The sequence below is a fragment of the Microbulbifer agarilyticus genome, from assembly GCF_019800665.1.
Lineage (GTDB): Bacteria > Pseudomonadota > Gammaproteobacteria > Pseudomonadales > Cellvibrionaceae > Microbulbifer > Microbulbifer agarilyticus_C.
Genome location: NZ_JAHVKO010000005.1, coordinates 40,113 through 63,698 on the forward strand (window position 1 = coordinate 40,113; position 23,586 = coordinate 63,698).

19 protein-coding genes are annotated in these 23,586 nt (G+C 56.9%); 4 read left to right on the forward strand and 15 right to left on the reverse strand.

Going from position 1 to position 23,586, the window contains the following annotated elements; genetic code table 11:
• Nucleotides 1–104: 104 nt before the first annotated feature.
• From KUV22_RS12890 to KUV22_RS12915, 6 genes are all read right to left on the reverse strand, one after another.
• Nucleotides 105–587: a methylated-DNA--[protein]-cysteine S-methyltransferase gene (locus KUV22_RS12890; protein ID WP_222231766.1), complete on the reverse strand. Its 483-nt coding sequence runs from the start codon at nucleotides 585–587 to the stop codon at nucleotides 105–107.
• Nucleotides 584–2,089 carry a DNA-3-methyladenine glycosylase 2 gene (locus KUV22_RS12895; protein ID WP_222231768.1) on the reverse strand — a complete coding sequence of 502 codons (1,506 nt, stop codon included), beginning with the start codon at nucleotides 2,087–2,089 and terminating at the stop codon, nucleotides 584–586. Before KUV22_RS12895 ends, KUV22_RS12890 begins: the two co-directional genes overlap by 4 nt.
• A gap of 156 nt (nucleotides 2,090–2,245) precedes the next feature.
• Nucleotides 2,246–2,677, reverse strand: coding sequence for an ion channel (locus KUV22_RS12900; RefSeq protein WP_222231769.1), 432 nt, complete (start codon nucleotides 2,675–2,677; stop codon nucleotides 2,246–2,248).
• Nucleotides 2,674–4,125, reverse strand: coding sequence for a TolC family protein (locus KUV22_RS12905; RefSeq protein WP_261319537.1), 1,452 nt, complete (start codon nucleotides 4,123–4,125; stop codon nucleotides 2,674–2,676). The genes KUV22_RS12900 and KUV22_RS12905 overlap by 4 nt, the downstream gene beginning before the upstream one ends.
• The gene (locus tag KUV22_RS12910) at nucleotides 4,122–5,276 is read right to left on the reverse strand and encodes an HlyD family secretion protein (protein WP_222231771.1); all 1,155 of its coding nucleotides are present in this window, start codon (nucleotides 5,274–5,276) and stop codon (nucleotides 4,122–4,124) included. Before KUV22_RS12910 ends, KUV22_RS12905 begins: the two co-directional genes overlap by 4 nt.
• Before the next feature lie 12 nt (nucleotides 5,277–5,288).
• Nucleotides 5,289–5,672 (reverse strand): DUF3302 domain-containing protein, encoded by a 384-nt coding sequence (locus KUV22_RS12915; RefSeq protein ID WP_261319538.1) that lies wholly within the window; start codon nucleotides 5,670–5,672, stop codon nucleotides 5,289–5,291.
• Between the two features lie 493 nt (nucleotides 5,673–6,165).
• Here KUV22_RS12915 and KUV22_RS12920 point away from each other — a divergent pair, with 493 nt between their 5' ends.
• A complete protein-coding gene (locus KUV22_RS12920; protein WP_222231773.1) occupies nucleotides 6,166–7,245 on the forward strand; it encodes a DUF389 domain-containing protein in 1,080 nt (359 codons plus the stop codon).
• A 97-nt stretch (nucleotides 7,246–7,342) separates the two neighbouring features.
• Here KUV22_RS12920 and KUV22_RS12925 read toward each other — a convergent pair whose 3' ends face one another.
• The 5 genes from KUV22_RS12925 to KUV22_RS12945 all read right to left on the reverse strand — a co-directional run bounded on the left by KUV22_RS12925 (nucleotide 7,343) and on the right by KUV22_RS12945 (nucleotide 16,433).
• A complete protein-coding gene (locus tag KUV22_RS12925; RefSeq protein WP_222231774.1) occupies nucleotides 7,343–9,085 on the reverse strand; it encodes a dipeptidyl-peptidase 3 family protein in 1,743 nt (580 codons plus the stop codon).
• 193 nt (nucleotides 9,086–9,278) lie between these two features.
• Nucleotides 9,279–11,099, reverse strand: a complete 1,821-nt coding sequence (locus tag KUV22_RS12930) for an ABCB family ABC transporter ATP-binding protein/permease (RefSeq protein ID WP_222231776.1) — start codon at nucleotides 11,097–11,099, stop codon at nucleotides 9,279–9,281.
• A 67-nt stretch (nucleotides 11,100–11,166) separates the two neighbouring features.
• The gene (locus KUV22_RS12935) at nucleotides 11,167–11,793 is read right to left on the reverse strand and encodes an NUDIX hydrolase (protein WP_222231778.1); all 627 of its coding nucleotides are present in this window, start codon (nucleotides 11,791–11,793) and stop codon (nucleotides 11,167–11,169) included.
• An 85-nt stretch (nucleotides 11,794–11,878) separates the two neighbouring features.
• Nucleotides 11,879–15,040, reverse strand: coding sequence for an efflux RND transporter permease subunit (locus KUV22_RS12940; RefSeq protein ID WP_222231780.1), 3,162 nt, complete (start codon nucleotides 15,038–15,040; stop codon nucleotides 11,879–11,881).
• Between the two features lie 49 nt (nucleotides 15,041–15,089).
• Complete coding sequence (locus KUV22_RS12945; RefSeq protein ID WP_261319539.1) at nucleotides 15,090–16,433, reverse strand: efflux RND transporter periplasmic adaptor subunit; 1,344 nt, start codon at nucleotides 16,431–16,433, stop codon at nucleotides 15,090–15,092.
• Between the two features lie 103 nt (nucleotides 16,434–16,536).
• Between KUV22_RS12945 and KUV22_RS12950 the strand changes: the two genes are divergently transcribed.
• The gene (locus tag KUV22_RS12950; protein ID WP_222231782.1) at nucleotides 16,537–17,073 is read left to right on the forward strand and encodes an NUDIX hydrolase; all 537 of its coding nucleotides are present in this window, start codon (nucleotides 16,537–16,539) and stop codon (nucleotides 17,071–17,073) included.
• A gap of 18 nt (nucleotides 17,074–17,091) precedes the next feature.
• On the opposite strand, the gene KUV22_RS12955 is transcribed toward KUV22_RS12950, so the two are convergent.
• Nucleotides 17,092–17,964 (reverse strand): carboxylesterase family protein, encoded by an 873-nt coding sequence (locus KUV22_RS12955; protein WP_315857555.1) that lies wholly within the window; start codon nucleotides 17,962–17,964, stop codon nucleotides 17,092–17,094.
• Nucleotides 17,965–18,320: 356 nt separating this feature from the next.
• Here KUV22_RS12955 and KUV22_RS12960 point away from each other — a divergent pair, with 356 nt between their 5' ends.
• The gene (locus KUV22_RS12960; protein ID WP_222231784.1) at nucleotides 18,321–20,036 is read left to right on the forward strand and encodes a thioredoxin domain-containing protein; all 1,716 of its coding nucleotides are present in this window, start codon (nucleotides 18,321–18,323) and stop codon (nucleotides 20,034–20,036) included.
• Between the two features lie 77 nt (nucleotides 20,037–20,113).
• Here KUV22_RS12960 and KUV22_RS12965 read toward each other — a convergent pair whose 3' ends face one another.
• From KUV22_RS12965 to trxA, 3 genes are all read right to left on the reverse strand, one after another.
• Nucleotides 20,114–21,043, reverse strand: a complete 930-nt coding sequence (locus KUV22_RS12965; RefSeq protein ID WP_222231785.1) for an SGNH/GDSL hydrolase family protein — start codon at nucleotides 21,041–21,043, stop codon at nucleotides 20,114–20,116.
• Nucleotides 21,044–21,463: 420 nt separating this feature from the next.
• Entirely contained in the window at nucleotides 21,464–21,781 is a 318-nt protein-coding gene (locus KUV22_RS12970; RefSeq protein WP_222231786.1) for a Nif3-like dinuclear metal center hexameric protein, read from the reverse strand.
• Nucleotides 21,782–21,803: 22 nt separating this feature from the next.
• The gene (gene trxA / locus KUV22_RS12975; RefSeq protein ID WP_222231787.1) at nucleotides 21,804–22,658 is read right to left on the reverse strand and encodes a thioredoxin; all 855 of its coding nucleotides are present in this window, start codon (nucleotides 22,656–22,658) and stop codon (nucleotides 21,804–21,806) included.
• A 152-nt stretch (nucleotides 22,659–22,810) separates the two neighbouring features.
• Here trxA and KUV22_RS12980 point away from each other — a divergent pair, with 152 nt between their 5' ends.
• Nucleotides 22,811–23,584 (forward strand): phosphorylase family protein, encoded by a 774-nt coding sequence (locus KUV22_RS12980; protein WP_222231788.1) that lies wholly within the window; start codon nucleotides 22,811–22,813, stop codon nucleotides 23,582–23,584.
• Nucleotides 23,585–23,586 lie beyond the last annotated feature (2 nt).

Sequence of the window (23,586 nt, forward strand, 5' to 3'; positions counted from 1 at the left end):
GGCAATCAGTGGTATATCGTTGAAATCAGCCGCGTATTATCCCGCCCGCCGGTCTGGATTGCCACCCTCAGGGCACCCCTGCAGCCCGTGACCAGCCAGACAAATCAGCCAATCAGAACCCCTTCCAGCGCCAACAACCGCGCCTTCATCTCGATACCCCCCGCATACCCCGTCAGCGACCCGTCAGCACCGATCACTCGGTGGCAGGGAACGACGATGGACAGCGGGTTGGCACCGTTGGCCCGGGCGACCGCGCGCACAGCTTTCGGGTTGCCAATCGCCTCTGCCAGCTCGCGGTAACTGCGGGTCTCGCCAAAGGGGATCGCACACAGTGCGCGCCACACGGACTGTTGGAATGGAGTGCCTGCGGCACCCAGAGGGAGGTCAAAAGACTGCAACTCGCCGGCGAAATACGCCTCGAGCTGCTCAAACGCCAAATCCGTATGCGGCGTCGCCTCGCGCAACCAGTCTTCCCGCACCGGCAAGGGCCGCTTGCCAGCCTGCAGATCAATACCCACAAGCCCAGCTTCGTTCGCCGCAATACCGAGCTCGCCAAAAGCGCTGGGATAGATTTCATACCTGATCATGTCGAGGAGCTCTCTTTGGTCTTCAGTTTGAGGGATTGCCACAGCAACAGGGCCCCGTAGGCGCGCCAGGGACGCCAGGACTCAGCCCGCGCCTGGGCCTGCTTGGGGGTCGCCTTTTTCTCACCATCGCCCAGCGCGATCAGAATTCCCAGATCCGACGCGGGAAAGGCATCCGGCATTGAAAGGCCACGCATCGCCGTATAGTGCGCGGTCCAGTCGCCGATACCGGGGAGTGCGGTCATCTGCTTGCAAAACGCCTCCAGCTCCGGCTCATCAAAGTCCACTTCGCCTGCCAGTGTGGCGGCGACAAAACTGCGCAATGTGGCAGCGCGGGTACGGGTCACCCCGATATCGGAGAAATCTGCATGGCGCAGCTGTTCCGCGCTGGGAAACAGCAGTTGCTCACCATCTGGGCCGCTAAACGCCTCGCCATACCCCCTGGCCACACGCCCGGCAATAGTGGTCGCGGCGGCAACAGAAATCTGCTGACCGAGAATGGCGCGCAAAGTGTATTCAAACGGGTCCCAGGCGCCGGGTAAACGCACCCCCGGAGTTGCACTCAAAACCTTCTGCAACAGTGGATCCGCCTGCAAGTGCTCGCGGATTTCCTCGCTGTCAGCATCCAGGTCAAACAGTCGCCGCAACTTTTCCCGCAGCGGGTACAGCACCGCACCACAACCCCCACTGCCATCGTTTCCAAAGACGCTCACCCGCAGACGACATTTCTCAGGCTCGTGCGCAACGCGCAATACACCGCGCTGACCGTTCAGCTCGAAACTGCGCAGGTATTCTCCCCGCTCCGGATCCTCTGCCGTTATCACCTGCTCCACACCGGGCAGCGCCCGTGCAGCAAAGAAGGCCAGCAGCGCCGGCCAGTCGAAGGGGGGACGATAGCTCAAATAAATCTGCACCCCGTTGCCAGAATCCGGCTGCTTGGCGCGCTTGGTCGATTCCCGACGAACTTCGCTGGGCGTGCGGTGATAAATGGACTTAAACACCCCATTGAAGCGACGCAGACTATTGAAGCCGGAGGCAAAGGCAACATCGGCCACCGGCAGGTGGGTATCACGCAGCAGCCCGAACGCAAACAACGCGCGCTCCGTCTGCCATACCTGCAGGGGGCTCAAGCCAATATGTTCGGCAAAGAGTTTACGCAAGTAGCGACTGGTAATACCGAGGCGCTCGGCGAGCTGCTCTATGGACTGCGCTTCGCGTTCGGCACGCATCAAGGCCAAGGCACGTTGCACCGTGGTGGAAACCAATCCCCAGGCAGCACTGCCAGGAGCCGCGTCCGGTCGACAACGCAGACATGGACGATAGCCCGCCGCGGTGGCCTCCGCTGCGGTGTTGAAGTATTCGACGTTCTTCTCCAGCGGTGGCCGCGCCGGACAGATCGGGCGGCAAAAAATACCGGTGGTCTTCACCGCAGTGAAGAAGCGCCCATCGAAGCGCTTGTCGCGCGCGAGACGCGCGCGGTTACAAATGACCGGATCTGGCTGCACAGTATGCTCACTAATTAAACCCTATACCGGCAGTCTATGATTTCGGCGCAGAGAAGACTAGTCAGATTCGGAACTGACAAGAAGGCCCAGATACGGGCAAAGAAATGGCAGAGTTGCGGGTGCCCAATTGGAGAGAAACAACGCGATAAACGCTTGCTACAAGGTGCCCCAGACTTTCTGCAGAACCAAAAACAGGAAAGCGGTAGAGCACCCGAAAATCAGCAGTCCGTTAACCGCCAGCAACGGTCCTAACATGCGCCAGGGCGGTTTCAGCACCACATCGCCGTAACCAAGGGCGGTGATCGACGAGGTGGCAAAGTACACCCCTTCAACAAAATTCGGTACCAGGCGCTTGCGCCAGAAAAACAGGCCCCACAGCGAGGCTTCAATCACATGGGTAATGAAGAGCGAAACAAAACAGAGGGTTACCAGTATTGTGTCCGCCCTGCTGCTGCCCAGCGCGTCGGCAAACCATTGGTGTACCCCCGACATATGGTGAGTAAATTCCAGTAACACCGCGGCGTGAAACAGAAACGTGGTAACCGCCAGTATCAGCGCCGTTGCGAGCACATGTGGTCGGTGACTCATTTACTACCTCCTGAACTTGGTGCCGCCAGCGCCACCGCTTCAAAACCACCACCCAGCGCCAGGTGCAAACGAATACGATTGGAAACCCGTGCATTGCGCAAACGGATTACATTTGACTCAACCAGCAATTGCTCCGCCTGAAGCTCGCCCACCCACAACAGATCCCGTTTGCCCGCGCGATACTGCTCAATGGCGATTTCCACTGCGCGGGTACGATCCTGCAGCGCACGCTGCGCGTAATAGAGTTCACCGGCCAACAGTGACTCACTGGCAAGCAGGGTTTCCACTTCGCGGAATGCGTTCAATACGACACTGCCGTAATTGGCCACTGCCTGCGCCTGCTGCGCAGTGGCGATCCGCACGTAGGCGCACAGAGCACCCCCTTCATATATCGGGATGGTTGCACCGACCTCCGCAGATGCCCAGTAAGGACTCAAGCGGAGGATTTTCAACAGGTGATCACCAAGGCGCTCCGCAGTAAGCTCGAGGGAAAAATCCGGCAACAGCGCCAAGCGCGCGGACTCTTCCTTGCGAAATGCCGCCAGAACCAGATATTCCGCAGCAATAATGTCCGGGCGGCGTTCCAACAAGGTCACCGGTAACCCCGCCGATACTGGCGGCGGCAACGGTGGATATTTCTCTGCACCACGAAGCTCCGCGGCCGGGTAACGCCCGAGTAATACCTCAAGCGTGCGCACCAGTTCGCCGTATTTAATCTTGGCCTTTTCCCGTTCACTTTGCGCGTTTTGCAGACGCGCGCGGGCATCCACCACGTCCAGCTGCGAACTCTTTCCGCTCTGATTGCGCACTTCAGACAACTCGAATAACTGGGAATAAATGTTCACAGCATCGTCCGCAAGCTGGATCAACTGCAATGCCTCTGTCACCAGATACCAGTTCAGCGCCACCGTAGCGGCGAGGGACTGGCGCGCGTACACGAGATCGAACTCACTGGCCTCGTAGTCGGCGACGGCCGCCGCGCGGTTCGCACGCAGCTTGCCCCACAAGTCCATCTCCCAGGTCACCCCGAGCCCGGCGATGGTATGGCTGAAGGTATGTTTGAAACGATCATCGTCACCGAAGTCGTGCGTCTGCTTGGCGCCGATTTTCCCGCCCACTTGCGGTTTCAGGGGGGCGCCGGCCACCACCACCAGCTGCCGGGCAATTTCCACGTCTTCTATTGCCTGATGCAAATCCAGGTTGTTGGCCATGGCTTCCGCAACCAGCGCACTCAATACGGGATCGTCGAAAGTGCCAAGCCAGTTATCCACAACCGGCAAGTTGCTAGTGCGCGCCACCCAGTCCAGAGGCACCCCGGTCTCCGGCGGAAGTGCAGTGTCGAGGTTTTCTACCGGCGACGGTGGTGTGCGCAAAGCGCAACCATGAGTGGCCAGGCATAGCGCCAAAGCCAGCAGCACGCGAACGAGTGAAAACTTATGGCTACTCATCCGGCAAAGGGGTACAGGTAGTTTGCCCAGGAATAAGCACGGATACCGATCTTGCGCAGTATCACAAAGCCACTGGACGTATCGGTATAAATGGCGGCGCGACCCTGGGTGCCGATGGGAAATTTGGACTGGTCGTCACCGTCCATGCGAATGGCGACCACGAACTGCCCCTGCGGCAGCTCCAGCGGTCGGAAGTGAAACTTGGGCAACTTGCCGCTGGGAAGCAACTGGCCGTGTCCACTGCCACGCCAGATAGCCTCTACCTTGCCGGTAAATATCTGCCCCGGGTACAGGTCCAGGGCAACTTCCACCACCTGCCCCTCCTGCACATGTTTCAGGTTTTCCTGGAAGTAATTCGCCAGCAGATAACGGTCCGACTCACACACAAAGGTGGCGATGGCACCAATGCGAAAAGAACCGGCCACCATGCCCGGGCGCACCTGCAGGTTCATCACATGGCCGTCTTCCGGGGCGGTCATCAGGGTATTGTCGAGATAGAACTGGGCCAGGTCGAGTTTCGCCTGAATCGTGGCTACGGTGGTATTGACCCCACCAATACGCGAGTTGTATTCGAGTTCCGCCCGCTCGACTTCGGCCATGGCCTCGTGAATACCGGCCTCACTGGCGACGACGCGGGCGCTCCATTTTTCCACATCCTCCTGTGGCCCAGCGCCGGTACGTGCGAGCTTCTCGGATAACGCAAGCTCATAGCGCGCATACACCAGCTCGGCTTCCTTCTGCACCACTTTCTGCGACGCCAGCTGAATGTCTGCTTCCAGTACCTTTACATTTTGTTTGGCCTTCGCCAGTTCCGCTTCATATTCCCGCACTTTGTATTCGTATGGACGGCGGTCAAACTGAAATAGTGGCTGGCCTTTTTTGACCAACACATTCGGCTCCACCAATACATCGGTCACCAGCGTTGGCTCATTCAAACGCGGGGTCAGCTGAATGGTGTGCTGAATCATGCGTGCATTGGTGGAATACGGGGTAATAAAGCGCAATCCGATCAGGAAAATCAGCAACAGATGCAGGCCCACCGACAGGGACACAATGCCCCAGGCGATGTTGAACTTCATCCATTTGAATTTAAAAAACGTCAGCCAGACGGCGACGATATAGACGAACAGTATGACGAAGCCCAACAGCATTAGTGCGGCCCCTTAAGCGTCTGTATCGCCATTATTGCGCGGGGGAGTGTCATGCGGGGGATTACCTCCGGATGACTTCTTCTTTTTGTCGCCCTCATCCCCTTTCAAACGCGCGATGTTTTCATCGATTGCCTGCGCCTCTTCTTCGGGCAACCGGCGAATATCGATGGTATCGGTCGGTTTAAACGCCCAGATGAACGCATTGATCCACGGCACCACGGCGAGGAAACCCGCGTACCCCATTATGCGCACCGCTTCTGCGTCCGGGTGCTTGCGGGCAATAGCAATGCGACCGGGCAACCCGGCGATCCACAGCAAAATCACGAGAATACACAGGCAGGCGCCAATAATGACGAGGAAGGTCAGGTAGTCCCAGTGGTCAAGCTTGAATCCCATAGAAAATCCTCTTCTGCCGACTCAGCCGCGGGCGCAGAGAAATGATCTTCTTCCCGGAATCTGCACCACGTAGAAGGCTGCCCAAGAATTATTAATCACACTATTGCACTTAAATTGCTTTTAAATTCCTTTAAGTGCTCTTGGTAGGCGTCCATGAGATTGTAGAGTACTGGCGGTCAAACGCTGCTAGCGAGTGCACGACTGGCACTCGAGTGTTCAAGAAAAGCGGATATGCCGACACGCTTTGACGCATCCCAAAATAGCTGAAACAGGGACCGGATTAGGAGCGGGATTAGGAGCGGAAATAGGATCCGGAATAGCAACGGGAATAAGCAAGTATTTACCATGCCTGATCGATGCACCCCGGCGCAGGCAACATATACTGATTTCAATGACTTGTCGCCGCTGTGGCACTCAAGTGTGCAGCGACGGAATTGCCGCAAGCGCACTTGACCAACAACGATATCGAGCCAACTTCACGCTGGACCATTTCATGGCAGAACTGGAGAAAAAGCCGCACGCTGACTGGCGACGCTACATCGAAAAACCCCTGCCGTTGGCAGAAGCCCACGATCTCATTATTCCGGGCTCGGTACCGTCACTCAGTTTCTACCTGATGATGACCGCGTCCACGGTCATTGCCACCCTCGGCTTACTCGCCGACAGTGCTGCGGTAATTATCGGCGCAATGCTCGTTGCCCCGTTAATGGCGCCGATCATTTCCCTCGCCTTCGGTGTGGTTTCCTGGGACGGACACTTGATGCTGCGCTCGGCATTGATTGCAATCTCCGGGAGTCTGCTGTGTATCGTCATCGCCTACCTGACGACTCATGCCATCGGCTATCAGATGGCGGGTCCGGAGATTGTCGCGCGCATGCGCCCCAGTATGCTCGACCTCGACGTTGCCATTGCCGCGGGTGCAGCGGCGGCCTATACACTCACCCGCCCGAGTACCTCTGCGACTCTCGCGGGAATCGCCATTGCCGTGGCCCTGGTCCCGCCCCTGTGCACGGTGGGCATTGCCCTGGCACTGGACAATGAGGCCAGTATCGAAGTGGGCGTGGCGTGGGACTACCTGAGTGCAAAGCGCCCATTTATCCTGTTTCTGACCAATCTGGTGGGAATCGCCTTTGCGGCAACGGTGGTCTTTTTCCTACAGTATTTTCGCAAGCAACCCAAAGCGATGGCCGCACTTGCTGGCGCCTTTGTCAGCCTGCTGGTTGTGGTTCCTTCTCTCACGCACGGCCTGGAAGAATTACTCGTGCGTAATATGGTCCAGCGCTCACTGATTTCCGAAAGCCACGCGATCATCGGTAAAGACGCTGAGATCCGCTTTACCAGTATCACCACGCGGTTTGACGATGACAGTATTGTGATCCGAGTGGATGTGGTGGATGGCGCAGAGGTGATCACACAGGAATTTGCCGATGCTTTACAGCAACGCATGGGGGAACTGGCCGAAAGACCCGTGCAGCTGGAAATCGGCGTAATACCTGAACTCATATTTCGCAGCCAGGGCACGAATCTGGATGTATCGAGATCACCCGGAGTATCTGGCGATAGCGCCCGCTAGGTAATGCCTCTGTCGCAATATAAAAAGCCCCGCTCTTGGCGGGGCTTTTTATTGGGGCTCTTTAGTAGAGGTTTACAGAAGCTCAGAAGCTTCCGACTTACTGAATACCGAGGATTTCCTTACCCTGAATAAAGGTCACATCCACAGGGATGTTTGCCGCTTTCAATCGATCCAGATCGGACTGGAGCTCGACACCAACCACGCCCATTTCCTCCAGCAGGGCTTTGGACTTCTCGTAGTCTCCGTCGCCCTGGATGGTCAGGATCAGGTTGGATAGCTTCGCCATGGCATCCTGCATTTTTTCGAAGTCCACGCTGTACAGGCCAGTTGCTTCGTCGCGGGTAAAGGCACCTTCCTGTTTGAAGAAGTTGAAGCGCATCATATTCGCTTTACCGTGCGCGCTGGCCGCGCCGAAGCGCACGCTGCGGAAAATACCGGCGAGGAAGGTCACGTAGTTATCCATCAGCTCGCCGTCTTCCAGCTCACCTTTACCGTGCAGCTCGGTAATCATGTACAGGCCGAGAATATCGGCCTTGCCTTCTTCCAGCGCAGAGGATGTTTCCTTCAGGGCCTGGCGTACATTCGCACCATCGGTGACCGTCTTCTTGATACCGAGACCGTGTGCCACTTCGTGGAACATGGTATTGGCGAAGAACGCATCAAAAGTAATGTGCTTGCGCTGATCTTCGGCGATCAGGACGCCACCAATCGGAATCAGGATCTGATCGAACTTCGCGCGCATGGCGTTTTTCAACTGCAGGCGACGGGTGCCCTTTTTAAGCTGTACTTCTTCGTCGTTTGGCAGGTTGATGGCAATGGTCTTGGAGCCGGCATTACTGTCGCCTGCGTAGTACAAGACGTCGTAGGCATTCAGGTCGGAGTCGGTTCCCGGGGTTTCTGACTTGTACTTGTCATCTACCGGTAAACCGCGCTGCAGTTCGGGCAGGAACGCGGCAAACTTCGCCAGCTTTTCACTCCACTGCATATCTTTCAGCAAAACATAGGAGGAGTAGGCGGTGCGGTAGGCGAACAACTGATCCTCGTAGTTTTCGATGGGCCCGATCACCACGTCGATGCGGTTCTTTTTCAAGTCCATCCACGCCATGTCACTTTCGCGGAACTGGTCATCTAGCAGCGCATCGGCGCGTAATTTCAGGTAACCGGCAAACTCGGCATCCTCCGCCAGCGCGGCTGCTTCACGCAACAGCACCGCCGCCTTTTCCAGTTCCGCCTTGTAGGCTTCATGGTACGGAATCAGGGTCAGGTTACCGCTTTCATCGCGGCGCACCAGTGAGTAAAGGCCATCTTTACCCGGCTGCTGCCATGCATCAAATTCCTGCTTGGTCATATCTTCCGGGTAGAACTCGGCGCCCAGCGGTTTGTCGCCATAGCCGGCGATAAAGGGCTTGTTATCGTTCAGGCGATCCCATGGACCGTAATTGATTTCAGCAAATTTTCGCGCGGCACTGTCATCAATACCGCTCAGTAGCTCCTGTGCAGGGCCGTAAGACTGCAACCAGAACAACTGATCCATGATCTTGCTCGCATCGATCAACTTGCCAATCAGCTGGCGCTGGTTGTCCGACAGGGCGGACAGGTCGGCATTGAGTTCCACCGGCGCATAAATATTGAAACGGGCGGGATCCACCCCTTCGGCGATACCGCCAGCCTGCGGGCCAGTGGCGGGCTCCACGGCTTGCTGCGCTGGGTCCACAGCCTGTTGCGCTGTCGTTTCTGCAGGCGCATCCGGCTTCGAGGTGGTGGAGGATTTATCACCGGAGGAACAGCCGGTAGCAAGAACAAGCGCCAGTGCCGACGCAGCAAAGAGTACAGGTTTCATGCAGATTCACGCCCAAGGGTTTTCGTTATTTGTGCGCGCCACATTAAATATGGCGTCTGAAGATGTCCACAGTGCCAGAGGCTCCCCTGTGGCACCGGATATTCGACTGCAATTATGGGCAAATTAAGAAATTTACGTGGCGTGAACAGCTCACAGAAAAAACAATTCACGCCAAGAAATGGACAGCGATTTGTCAGGGTGAGGTGGGCGCGGCCTCGGCACCCTGTTCACGGGCACGCTCCTGTTGTTGCATGCGCCACAGGGCCGCATAGTGACCATCGGCCTCGATCAGCTGCCGATGATTGCCCTGCTCTACCACACGCCCCTGATCCATCACCAGAATCTGATCCGCATCCACCACGGTGGACAGCCGGTGAGCGATCACCAGCGTGGTCTGCTCCTGGGAAATTTCCTGTAACGCGCGCAGGATGCCTTGCTCGGAATGGCTATCCAGGCTGGAGGTCGCCTCATCAAACACCATAATCGGTGGGTGCTTGAGGATTGCCCGGGCAATAGCCACACGCTGTTTTTCTCCTCCGGAGAGTTTTAAACCGCGCTCCCCCACTACCGTATTGGTACCCTCCGGCAATTGACGGATAAAGTCGTCCAACTGTGCGTGACGGATAGCGTCGGCCACCTCCTCATCACTGGCGTCCACTCGCCCATAGCGTACGTTTTCATGGATGGACTGATTGAACAGCACCGTATCCTGGGGCACAACGCCGATAGCGCCGCGCAGGGAGTCCTGGCTTACCTTGCGAATATCCTGTCCATCCACGAGGATACTGCCGCCGGTAACGTCATAGAACCGGAACAGCAGCTTGAACAGGGTCGATTTACCCGCGCCACTGGCGCCAACAATGGCAACCTTTTCTCTGGGCGCAACACGGAAGCTGACCCCTTTGAGAATTTCCCGATCCGCACCGTAGCCAAAATGCACATCGCGGAACTCGATGCCGCCCTGCGGTACGTCGAGGTCTGCGGCCGACGGTACATCTTCAATTGCCGGTTTGACATCGAGGATGGAGAACATCTTTTCGATGTTGGCGAGGGCGCCCTTCATCTCCCGGTACACAAAGCCGAGGAAATTCAACGGAATAAAGATCTGCATCATGATGGCGTTGATCAGAACAAAATCACCAATGGTCATGGTGCCATTGGTGACATTGACGGCCGCCATCACCATGGCACCGCACATGGCGGCAGCAGTAATAAATGCCTGCCCCGCATTCAGCCCAAATAACGACAGGCGATTCTTGCGCCGCGCCTGTTCCCAGGCTGCCAACTCATGGTCGTAATGCTGCGCCTCGTGTCGCTCATTGCCGAAGTACTTCACGGTTTCGTAGTTCAACAGGCTATCCACCGCACGGCTGCTGCTCTGGGATTCCGCCTGATTTAATTCGCGCACGAAGCGTGTCCGCCACTCGGTGGCGATAACGGAAAAGCTGATGTAGGCAACGACTGCCCCAAGTACCAGCAGGGCAAAACTGACGTTGTAGTTCCACCACAGCAGGCCCACCACCATCAGGATTTCCACCAGCGTGGGAACGATGTTGAACACCATAAAGCGCATCAGGAATCCAATGCCGGAATTACCCCGCTCGATATCCCGCGACAGGCCGCCGGTGCGGCGATTGAGGTGGTAATCCAGATCGAGCTTGTGCAGGTGCTGGAACACTTCGAGCCCGACGCGACGCTGCGCGCGCTCAGTAACGCGGCCGAAAATGGTGTCGCGCAGTTCGCCAAACAGAACCGATGAAAAACGGACAAATCCGTAGGCGAGCAATAACCCCAATGGCAGGGCAATCGCCGCGGCAACGCCACCGGCCTGATCCAGGCCGTCAACGATATGCTTCAACAGGAAAGGCAGGCCCACACTGGCGGCCTTGGCGCCCACCAGGCACATCAACGCCAGAATGACCGGGCGTTTGAACTCCAACAGGTAGGGGAATAGTGTTTTCAGGGCGCTCCAGTGGACATCTTCCAGAGCGACCGCGGACTTGGGTCTGGGCATGGGCAATCTCGGTAAATCAGGCGCGCAGTATACCCAATCGACCGGCACGAGGTCGGGGAAAACCCTGTTACGAGTCTTCGTTCTCGCTGAGGGCCCGGACGGGCACGTCATCTCTGCGCCCAATGGGCGCATCCAGTACGCGTACCAGGAATTCTGTCAGAACCCCGGCGGTAAATCCCCAGATTTCGTAGCCTTCGTATTTGTAGGCGGGCAAATAGATACGGCGCTTATCGATGGTAATACGATCGGTACGGATACGCGGATCATCGAAAAACCACGACAGGGGAACCCGGAAAATTGCATCCAGCTCACCCGGGTTGGGTGTCAAGGATGCGTCGGCGGGCACAATACCGAGCCACGGAGTGACTTCCACCTGCCAGCGGGTGGTGCGAGTCCACAGCGGACCGAGTATGCGAACCTGATCTGCGGGCAGGCCAATTTCTTCGTGCGTCTCGCGCAGTGCGGTGAACTCCAGGGATGGGTCGGTATCATCCCAGCGCCCGCCGGGAAGCGACACTTCGCCAGAGTGGCTCGATAGATGCTGGGAGCGGAGGGTCAAAATGACCTGAGGGTCTTCCTCGTCGGTCAGTGCCAGCAATACCGCTGCGTGACCATGCAGGTTGGAGCCGCTCGGCACCTGGGCGTGCAGCTCATCTTTAATTTTCGCGAAGCGCTTTTCGATAAGATCCAACATGCTTGTACGATTTTCGCCGTACCGGCGTACTCCTGCTTACCGCTCTTACCACACTATACGCGTTACTACGCTGCCCGACACCTGCTCAGGTCGCAGAATCTTTGCTTTCGCCCTGATCAACAGTACCCGTGTGGCCGGTTAACTTCTCGCGCACAGACTGCACCAGCGCAAAATAAATCGGCACCAAGAAGGTAGAAACAATACTTGCGGCAAGCATACCGCCAAACACCGCAAGCCCGAGGGAAACACGGCTTGCCGCACCCGCCCCGGTGGCAATCACCAGCGGGAAGATCCCCAGCACGAATGCCAGTGCCGTCATCAGTACCGCGCGGAAACGCAGGCGCGTGGCTTCCAGTGCCGACTCTTCGATACTTTTGCCGGAGGCGCGCTGCACTGCCGCAAACTCCACCATTAAGATCGCGGTCTTGGCTGAAATACCGATCAACAACACAAGACCAATCTGCGTGTAGAGGTCGTTGTCATGCCCCATGATGAAGTTGGCAAACAGACCACCCGAGATCGCCACGGGAATTGCCAGCAGTACGGCGACAGGGATACTCCAGCTCTCGTACTGGGCCACCAGAAACAGGTAGGCAAACAGCACCGCCAGCGAAAACAGAATCGGCGCCAGGTTGCCTGCACTAATTTCTTCCAGACTCTGGCCGGTCCACTCGTAGGCGTAGCCATCCGGCAGTTGCTTGCCGATTTCCTCCATAGCGTTCATGGCTTCGCCACTGGAATAGCCTGGCGCCGGCCCACCATTGATGGTGACACTGTTGTACATGTTGTAGCGCTGCACGGTTTGCGGCGCCACAATCGGTAATACTTCAGCAATAGAACTTACGGGAACCAGTCCTCCACTATTGGCGCGCACAAAGAACCCGGTGAGATCGTCCTCGCTGTCACGGAATTGCGAATCGGCCTGCGCCAGCACTTGAAACACCTTGCCGTAGCGATTGAAATCATTGATGTAGTAACTGCCCAGATAGGTTTGCAAGGTGAGATACACGTCGGACAACCGCAGTCCGAGAATATGCGCCTTGTCCTTATCCACTTCGAGCTCGAGTTGCGGCGAGGCGGCCTGATAGGTGGTGAATGCCTGGGCAATTTCCGAGCGTTGATTCGCCTCACCCAACACGGCATAAAGCACACCGGCCAACTCCTGAATATCTCGGCCCTGCAGGTCCTCCAGAACGAATTCAAACCCACCGATGGTACCAAGCCCCGGCAGTGCAGGTACGGGAAAGGCCTGAATCTGGGCTTCCGGTACCCCGGCACCCATTTTTTGCACCTTATCGAGAATCACAAACTGGTTTAACTCAGGCTCCTCGCGCTCGTCCCAGGGATGCAGGATCACGATCATAAATGCCGTGTTCGAGGCGAGACTATTGGACAACAAGCTGTACCCGGGTACCGCCATGACATGCGCGACGCCATCCAACTTGCGAATATCCTCGCTCAATTTCCTGACCACTGGCGCAGTGCGCTCCAGTGAAGCGCCGTCGGGCAACTGCACGTTCATCATGAAATAACCCTGATCTTCGTCAGGGATAAAGGCGGTCGGCACGGCGGAGAATAGCCAGAAACAAAAGGCGCCCAGCCCGAAAATTGTGCTGAGTCCTACCAGTGGCCTGCGCACACAGAAGCGGACAATTTTTACATACAGGTTTGTCGAACCATGTAGAAATCGATTGAAGATGCCAAAGATGCCACGATTTTTCTCGCCATGCTCGCCGCCGCCTTTGGGCGGGCGCAACAAGATCGCGCTTAATGAGGGGCTTAACGTCAGTGCATTCACACTGGAAATAAATACCGAGATGGCGATAGTGATCGCAAACTGCTGATACATTTTCCCCGTCAACCCGGGCATCAACATCACCGGTACAAACACTGCAAACAACACCGCGGTAGTGGCGATCACCGGGCCGGTCACCTCGCGCATGGACTCCATCGCCGCGTCTTTCGGCGCGAGCCCTTCGCCCATTAACCGCTGGGTGTTTTCCACCACAATAATCGCATCGTCCACCACAATGCCGATGGCGAGAATCAGTGCAAACAGCGTCACCGTATTGATACTCATACCCAGCGCAAGCATCACCGCAAAGGTGCCCACCAGCGATACGGGAATGGCGACGGCAGGAATCAACGTTGCACGCCAGTCCTGCAGAAATACGAACACCACGATGATCACGAGCAGCAGTGCGATCACCAGCGTAATGACTACTTCTTTGATCGATTCGCTGACAAATGTGGTGGTGTCGTAAATGATCTTCGCCTGCAGGCCATCGGGAAACCGTTCGGATAAGGCGTCTACTTTATTACGGATATTGGTCGCCACATCCATGGCGTTGGCATCGGGTAGCTGGTAAACCGCAATTACCGCAGACGGCTTGCCGTCCAGCTCACCAAACGCACTGTAACTGGCACTACCAAGCTCAACCCGCGCTATATCCTTCATCCGCACGATGCCGCCTTCGGGAGAAGAGCGGAGGCTGATGTTTTCGAATTCCTCCGGGTCGACGAGACGTCCTTCGGCAAGGATGTTGTACTGGAATTGCTGATCCGAACGAATGGGCGGCGCACCAATTTTGCCGGCCGCCACCTGCAGGTTCTGCGCTTCTACCGCGGCAATCACATCATTCGCAGTCACATCCAGCGCTGCCATTTTGTCCGGGTTTAGCCACAGGCGCATGGCGTATTGCTGGGAGCCCAGAATATCGACGCTACTTACACCGTCGATCCGTGTTAATTCGTCACGGATAAAGATTTCTGCGTAGTTGGACAGGAATAGAGAGTCAAACTCCCCTTCCTCGGACAAGAGGTTAACCACCAGTAAGATGGTATTGGACTGCTTCTCGACGGTGACCCCACTGCGGTTCACCTCTGCGGGCAGGCTGGGGGTCGCCTGCTGCACCCGATTCTGCACGTTTACCTGGGCAATATCCCCGTCATAGCCGCTCTCAAACGTCACCGTCAGACTGTAGGTACCGTCATTACTACTTGTGGAGGTCATGTAGGTCATGCCCTCCACCCCATTGACCTGTGACTCGATGGGAATGGCCACGCTATCGCGCATGACTTCGGCGCTGGCACCGGCGTAGTTGGCGGTCACTACCACCGTGGGTGGGGAGATTTCCGGGTACTGGGCAATAGGAAGCAACGGTAATGAGAGTATCCCCGCCAGGGAGATCAGAATAGAGATCACCAGCGCGAAGCGTGGGCGGCGGATAAACGTCGCGCTAATCACAAGCGCTTTCCCTGTTCACTTTGTTGCTATTCACTCTCCAGTGGTCGATTCACTTACCGTCAAGATAGGCATCGGGCTCTTGGGATTTTTCCCTGCCCTCACCCTCTGCACCGCGACGCATCTCCTCCTGCAACTGCTCGATATCGGCACCGTCACGAGCGCCTCCATCGCGTCGCTCTTCGGGTGGGATATCCCCCGAACGAATCTGTTCAAGTGGACTTTCCACTTGCGGTGGTTTCTCTGTCTTGAGATTTTTATACGGATCAAGCGCGGTATTTTGCGGGGTTACCGGTTTGTCGGGACTCACCCTCTGCAACCCGTTCACAATCACCCGCTCGCCAGCCTTGAGCCCCTTTTCCACCGCCCACAGTTCGTTTTCGCGCTGCCCGAGCTCAAGGTAGCGTTTGTGCGCGATGTTGTTATCGTCCACAACGTAAACAAACCGTCCCTGCATGTCTTCGAGAACCGCCGCCTGCGGCACCAGCGGCTTGATCGAATCGGCGCCCGCGAACACGCTGATCACAACCCGGGCAAATTGCCCCTGCACGAGCAGGCGCTCGGGGTTGGGGAATCGCGCACGCACCAGGGCAGAACCCGTAGCCTGGTCAATCTGGTTGTCGACAAACACGATAATGCCCGGATAGGGATAAAACTTGCCGTCGGGCTGCTTGATCTGGATTTCCCGCTCCACCGGCCTTTCGCCGGTCTGACGTCGGCGCTCCTGCTCCTCCTGCACCGCAAACAGGCGGTTTTCCGGCACCTCAAAGGTGACGTAAATCGGGTCCATGCGGACAATCGAAGTAAGGGGATCGGTGGCCGGCCCCACCAGCGAGCCTTCGGTGAATTCCGAGCGGCCAATCAGCCCCGTCAAGGGCGCGCGAATCTGGGTGTAGGAAAGATTAAGTTGCGCAGCCTCCAGGTCCGCCTGGGCGGCGGCCACGGTGGACTCGGCTGCCTCAAAGTTGCCGGTGAGCTCATCCATCTGCACCTGGCTGATGGCACCGGTTTTCACCAGCTGCAGCCCCCGGCGATAGTTGCGCTCGGAGACGCGCAACGCGGAGCGCGCCTGGGCGAGGTTCGCTCGCTGGTTGTCCAGTGCCGCGATATAGGGTTTGGGGTCGATCTGATACAGTAGTTCACCCTTTTGCACCAGCTGCCCTTCTACAAAGTCGCGGCTTTCTATGTAACCCTCAACCCGGGGCCGCACCTTGAATTCGTCGGTTGCCTCTACCCGCCCAACATATTCATAACGGGGAACAACCTGATGCTTGCGCACAGCAAGCACTTCCACCGGTGGCGCCTTGGGACCGACTTCCTCCTCTTTCTTCGAACAGCTTGCCGTCGCGATCGCAAGTATCGACACCGACAGGAAAACCACAAGAAAACGCGCCATGGAACAACAACCACCGCTTACTGCAAAAAACATCTCCTAAACACTATAGAAGTCCCGACAGCGTCAGGCTGGCACTCCCGCTCCGCGCGGGTATACTTGCGCCATGAAATTTTGCAGCCATTGTGGCCATTCCGTTGTATTCGAAATTCCCGAAGGGGATGACCGCCCGCGGCACCTGTGCCACGATTGCGGCGCCATTCACTATGTGAACCCGCGAGTAATCGTGGGGGTCTTGCCCTACTTCGGTGAGCAGGTGCTGTTGTGCAAGCGCGCCATCGAGCCACGCCACGGGCTGTGGACCCTGCCGGCTGGTTTTATGGAAAACGGTGAGACCAGTGAGCAGGGTGCTCTGCGCGAGTCATGGGAAGAAGCTCGTGCCAGTATCCGCGTAGATGAACTTTTCTCGGTCTACGACATTCCGCATATCAATCAGGTCTACCTGCTGTACCGCGGCGAACTGACCGATACCAATTTCGGCCCCGGGCCGGAGTCTCTGGAAGTGGAATTGTTTGACGAAAAGGACATCCCCTGGCGGGAAATGGCCTTTCCAGTGATGACACAGACACTGAAGCATTACTTCAGTGACCGCGAAAAAGGAAGCTACGGCCTGCACCGCGGCATCATCGAACGGAAGCTGTAACTAACCCCGGCCCAGGACTTACTCCTGCCCCGGGCTCTCTCGGCGCTGCTTTAACAGCCAGTCGTAAATATCCTGCCCCTCGTATACCCGGCGCCACACGTCGTGGGCCATATCTTCGTGGATGGTGAAGCGCACTTCCGCGTCGCTTTCCTGCTCCAGCTTGTTGATGCCGCCAAAGAAATGGGATTTCTGCACCGCGGTATCGCGGCCACCCGCAAACGCCCACACCGGCAATGAGGCCTCGGCGATCGGTGGCATAAAGTCCGGGTGCCCCCAACCCACCACCGGTGCAATCGCGGCAAACTTCTGCGGGTGACGGCTCGCCATATACCAGGTACCGAAGCCGCCGTAACTGATTCCAGTGAGATAGATCCGGCTCTGATCCACCCGCAAGCGCTCGGTAGTGTGCTGCAATATATTTAACAGATCCTGCTCGACCCGCTCCCAGCCATCTGGCAGTAACGGGGCTACCTGTCCCCACTCATCCACCATTTCTCCGGGCTGCATCTCGCCGATTGGTGAGAAGTACGTCCGCTCCGGGGTCCCTTGCTCCTGTCGCGCCGGAATCGAGTCGCGGCTGCGATTGGCAATATAGGCAAACTTCTTGTCCATCCCGAACATGTGCAGCTGGGGGGCGATGATAATGAACGGTAAATCTCTTTTCTGCGCCCATACCTCGTATAGCGGTCCGTGCGTAAGCACGAAATCCAAATCCTGCCTGCCATCGCCACGCTCGCCGTTGCCATGCAGGAACAACATTAACGGCCACTGTTGTGATGAAGAAGCCGCGTAACCTCGCGGCAGATAGACAAAATACTCACGCTCTGCCCCATCCACCTCGCTGATATAGGACTGTCGATTTAGTTGTCCATCACTTACGATCTTCTGCACCTTCGGTTCTGGGGCGCACGCGCTGAGGAAAACCGAGCAGGCTAGCGGAAGAGCAATCGAAAGAACAAGCGAGAGAACGGCGCGAACACCGGGAAAACGACAATTTTGCAGCATGGTAAGTATTTGCTATCAGTGGTTTTACAACAGGACCGGGCCAGCGCTGAGAATCTATCAGAAAACCAGCAAATATACGGCCCGGCACTTTTGTTATAGGTATTCGGATTACTGTAACCCAGTGGCGCCTGAAGGTCTTTAAATTTGTGTCACGGTGCACAACTTTCACGGGGCCCACTTGGAGCGATTCCGATGCAGTGGTTTAAACTCGGTAGTACAAGAACGATAAAGAGCCAAATGCGATGAAAGTCCTGCTCCTGAAGAATTTCTGGTTGTCCGTAAAGTTCGCTCTGCTTGCATTACTGTCGCTATCACTCTGCGCCTGTAGCGACGACACTCCAACAAGCAACGCCTCATCTGCTGCACAAAATAAACTGATCGTTGCGACCGTAGGTGGCCAGCCTATTTACCTGCATCAAGTGGATACCGCCATCCAGATACAGCATTACGACCTGCTTCTTTCCGAATATGAAATGCGTTTCACCCAGTTAACTCAGATGGTTAATGCCAGGCAGGCCAAAATTGGCGGCGACGTCGAATGGCTACTGGATTATCCCGAGCCGCCACGCATCGAAGTGAATGCCGGGGAGCGTCCCGTACGGGGAAATCCGCAGGCACCCGTGGCACTTACGGTTTTCTGCTCCTACCAGTCGGTGCACTGCGCACAGGTTCACCCCCAACTGCTGGCACTCTTGGATACCTACCCGGGCTGGGTGTCACTGCAACAGATCGATTACCCCATGCACTTCCACCGCGAGGGCCACAACGCCGCCCGTGCCGCACGTTGTGCCGCCAGACAGGGCTCGCCCTGGGCTTATGCTGACGGGCTCTATGCGCGTGCGCGCCATCTCGATAGTGAAACCTATCCACTATTGGCAAAGCAGCTCTCCCTAAAAGCGGAAGATTTAGCAACGTGCATGCAGGAGCGGGAAATGTCTGCACGGGTGGAGTCTGATCTTGCGCTCGCCAAGGACCAGGGCTTCGGTAATGTCCCGGTCGTTCTGATCAATGGCCTATATACCCGCGGCCCCAAGTCTTATGAGCATTATGCGATGTGGGTTGAGCGGGAACTGCGGCGCATTGGGATCGCCTCTGGCAGTATTCATCCACAAGCCGACAGATATTCCGCAGGTGGTGAACCGCGCGTTCAGCACACGCAATTACCCCTGCGCCTCGAAGGCACCAGTCTTTCCACCGCCGCGGAGAACTCCAGCGCACTGATTGCGGTAGAAGGTAAGGAGGCGGTGCGGTTCTCCACGGGAGCATCACTGCTGCAGGGCGTGCAGCTAACCTATATCCATAAAGATCATGTGATACTGAATAATCATGGTGTTATAGAGCGGCTAAACCTGCGAGGTGCAAACAGCGAGGCCACTGATCTGCCGCCGTTAACCAGTCGGACACCACGGGACGCCGCAACCATGCAGCGTATTGAGCAACCTGCCGGTGAGACCCGCAAACTTATCCCACCAGATGGCGTTTTGCCATTGGGGCAAGAGTGGCTGCGCCAACAGCTGCTCGAGCGCGAGGAGCTGGCGAAGAAATTTGTTCTCGCGGAACACGAAGTTGATGGTTACAAGTTACTGCGCCTGGAAGGTATTGCAGACAGCGAGTTTTTTGCCGCACTGGGACTCGAAGAAGGCGATGTCGTGTTGCGGGTTAACGACGAATGGGTTCACAGCGGCCAGAACCCGTTGTGGGACGCCCTGGTGAGCGGTGAAGTGACAGACGTAACCTTTATGCGCAACGGATTGCCCCAGCGCCTGCAATATACCGTCGCAGAGTCCGGTTACTTCGACGACCTGGATAGCGCACCGGCGAATAGCAACAGCTCGGGCAGCAATAGCAATAACAATGACAGCGAGTCTGCCGGTGAGGAAGATGGCGCAGGAGGCCGGGAAGACGGAGAAGAAGATTCAGATCCGGACACCGATGACGATGAAGATGACGGCGCGTAGTCTTGCAGGGTAGGTGCACGAGGGCGGGTACTGCCTGAGCCCGCCCGTTCACCGTTTACGTCTCGGAATGTTTGGCCTTATTTGTCCGGGTTGCCATTCCACATCAGGTCGGCGACGGTATTTTGTCCGGCAACACTCGGGTGGAAGCAGTCCCCACCATCAATATCATTTTTACCGAACTGGAAAGTACCGGTGCTGGGCTGCGACTCCCCGGCATACTCTGCGACGACTTCGATGCCGTTGGTGCCGTTATAGGCGCTGGCTTCTTCCTGCAGGATTTCGTTATACCGTTTCTGGGCCGCGGTAATGCCCGCGTGACGGGTTGCAAAGCTCTCACCATTCAAGGTGCCGCCATCGGTGGCGATTCGACATATACCGAAGGTCGACCAGGCGCTTTCACAATTTACCCGCCAGTTGCCGAACTGCTTGGCAAGGCCCGCCGCACGCAGGTCCTGGATGCGCGGCACGGAACCAAGCACAACCGTAGAGCCTGTCGGAAGCCCATTCATCAGCTTGTCCATACCGGCACGGACAGCGCCGCGCCATTGTGCGTCGGTGTACAGCGGATCCCCACAGTTAGCGCCATCGACACAGTCGCGATTACAGATATCATTGCCGCCCAGTACAACCTCTACGTGATCGGCGACCGAGGTCTCGGCAAGAATCCGATCTGCCTGAACACTGAAGCTATCACCGCCTCCTCGCATTTCCGCACCGGAACGTGCGGCACCTTTGTTAGCTGCTACGCCCGGGTCTAGCGCCTTGTACTTGTCGTGGACACTGTTGACGCTGGCATCCCAGCCATCAAACCAGCTGTGTTCGGGCTGGTCTCCACCCAGAAGACAAAAGAAGCCGCCGGTAAAAAACGTATTACCGGTGCAGTCGGCGGCGAACCCCATGGTAATACTGTCGCCAGCAGCGGTGGCTTTTACTGGCGTGGCTACAACTTGGTTCGCTGAAAAAGAAAAGAACAACAGGAGGGAAGCAAGCAGTTTGAACTTCTGCATGATGAATTCTCCGTTTGTGGTTTTTATCAATTATTCGAATTTGCAATCACGGTGAACCGCCCAAGTGTTGTGCACGCAACGCCCCATTACCAACCAGATTCGACTGACCAATTAGTCCATGACCAAAATTGGGAATATGGTCGCATCTCGGTCGCAAAAATCTCTGCAAAGCAAACCGGCAGCGATCCAAAAAAGTGCGCTATGCACCAGCTCACAACGGGTTGCGCTGCTATCCGGGGGATGCGAAGAGCGTCAAATGAACGATCTAAACGGAGATTTAGACAAGAAGTAAGGGAGAAAAAGAGGAACTGTACGAGCGGCGGGAAGATAAAAGGCCTGGCGCATTTTTTACTTAGTGATCAATGCGCCTGCGCGTGACACGTCGCGGGAACGGAAAAAGACGAGCGCCTCACGAGACACTCAGCCACAGCGATCATCCAACCGCCAGAGGTCAAATGCGACCTCTTCATAGGGGTGTGCGCGGCGCATGGCCACGAGCACCTCATCGACCACATCATCCGCGCAGACGGTTTCCACGCGGTACTCCGCCACCTGCTCCACCTGCCCGCGCTGGCCGATAAACGGCTGGCTCTCGTCGAGTGGGCGAAACTGGCCGGTGCCCAGCACCTGCCAGCAACAGCGATCATAGTCGCCAATACGACCCGCACCGGCGTCGAAAATAGCTTGTTTCAGCGGTTCCAGATGGGTCTCGGGAACGTAAATACAGAGTTTGAACATGGCGCAGGCTCGGGGTTTTGGCTCAGAACATCAGTGTCATCAGCTTACGCTGATAAGTGGTGGCAACCGGGTCGCCGGCACCGAGAGCTTTCACGATATCCAGGAATGCCTGCTTGGCTGCACCATCGGCAAAACCGAGGTCTTTGCGCAACAGTTTGAGTAAAATCTCCAGGGCCTCTTCCTGGCGTTCCGCCTGGCTCAACTGAATCGCCAGCTTGTAGGCTGACTCATTGTCGTCCGGGTTCTCTACCAGCGCCTGTTGCAAGGCTTTGATTTCGGGGGATTCGGCGGCGGCCTGCTTCAGTTCCAGCTGTGCCATCAGTTGCTGGTAGTCGGCATCCTGATCCGCCATCAGGATCTTGCCCAGCACCTCTTCCGCTTCCTTGGCGCGATTCTTCTCAAGCAATACCGCGGCATACTGTTTGGCGATATCGGCGCGCTCGCCGGAATCCCCGTAGGCCTGGCGTAGCAATGGCAGCGCCTGGTCCAGTTCGCCTTCACCTACCAGCTGCTGCGCCTGCTGGAATTGCAGGTCCCAGGTCTTGGGCAGGTACTTATCCAGCATGTCGCGGATTTCTTTCTCCGGCTGCACACCGGCAAATCCGTCCACCGGCTGGCCTTCCTTCAGCAACATTACCGTAGGCAGGCTGCGCACCCCCAACTGGCCTGCCAGGGCCTGCTCCGTGTCGGCGTTCAGCTTTGCCAGCAGGAACTGACCGGCGTATTCCGTGGCCAATTTCTCCAGCACCGGCATCAGCTGCTTGCAGGGCTCGCACCAGTCCGCCCACACGTCGACCAGTACCGGTCGCTTCATGGACTCTTCGATCAGTACCTGCTGTGCGTTCTCTGCCGTCACCTCGACGATAAATTCTTCCACGATTACTCCTGTTGTTCTGCTGACGGGTCACCGCGCAGGCGGCGACCATCGGATGGGCGCATGATACCCGATTGGCTACCGATTGCGTTTCCTCCGCCAATAATTGGGGGTAGAGTGCGGCCTTTCAATCTCAATGAGCTTCGCAATACGCTATGGGCACACAAATTGACATGGATACGCCGATCCACAAGGTTTCTCTGCTGTTCGCCATGGAGGAAGAGGCGCGCCCGGTGATTGAGGCGCTGGGGCTGAGCGCCGATAGCCGGCTCCACGACCAGGACCTGCCTTTTGTGACCTACCGCGGCGAATCTGCCGGGCTGGCAATTTCCGCTACCGTGAGTGGCCACGACCACCGCTACGCGGTAGACAATATCGGGCCGGTTGCCGCCACCCTGATGGCCTACACCACGGTGGATCACTTCGCCCCTGACCTGGTGATCAGCGCCGGTACCGCCGGCGGCTTTTCCGCCCGCAGCGCCGCTATCGGCACCGTCTACCTGAGCGATGACCGTTTTGTATTCCACGATAGACTGGTGCCTTTGCCCGGCTTCGACGAATCCGCTGTTGGCCACTACCCGGCATTTAATGTGCGACGTATGGCGTCGGCACTGCAGTTACCCACGGGAGTGGTGTCATCCGGAAGTTCACTGCAGAAACATCCACGGGATGTGGAAGTGATCGAACAGTTCGGCGCGGTTGCCAAGGAGATGGAAGCGGCTGCAGTAGCCTGGGTGTGCATGTTAAAAAATACACCGCTGGTGGCGGTAAAATCGATTACCAATCTGCTGGACGAGCCGGGGACGTCCGAGGAGCAATTCCTGCGCAACCTTGCAACAGCCTCGCAATCCCTGCAGAAGCAACTGTTGCGAGTACTGGCGTATCTGCCAGGGAAAACCCTGGCCCAGCTGTCTGAACACGAGAGCTAACT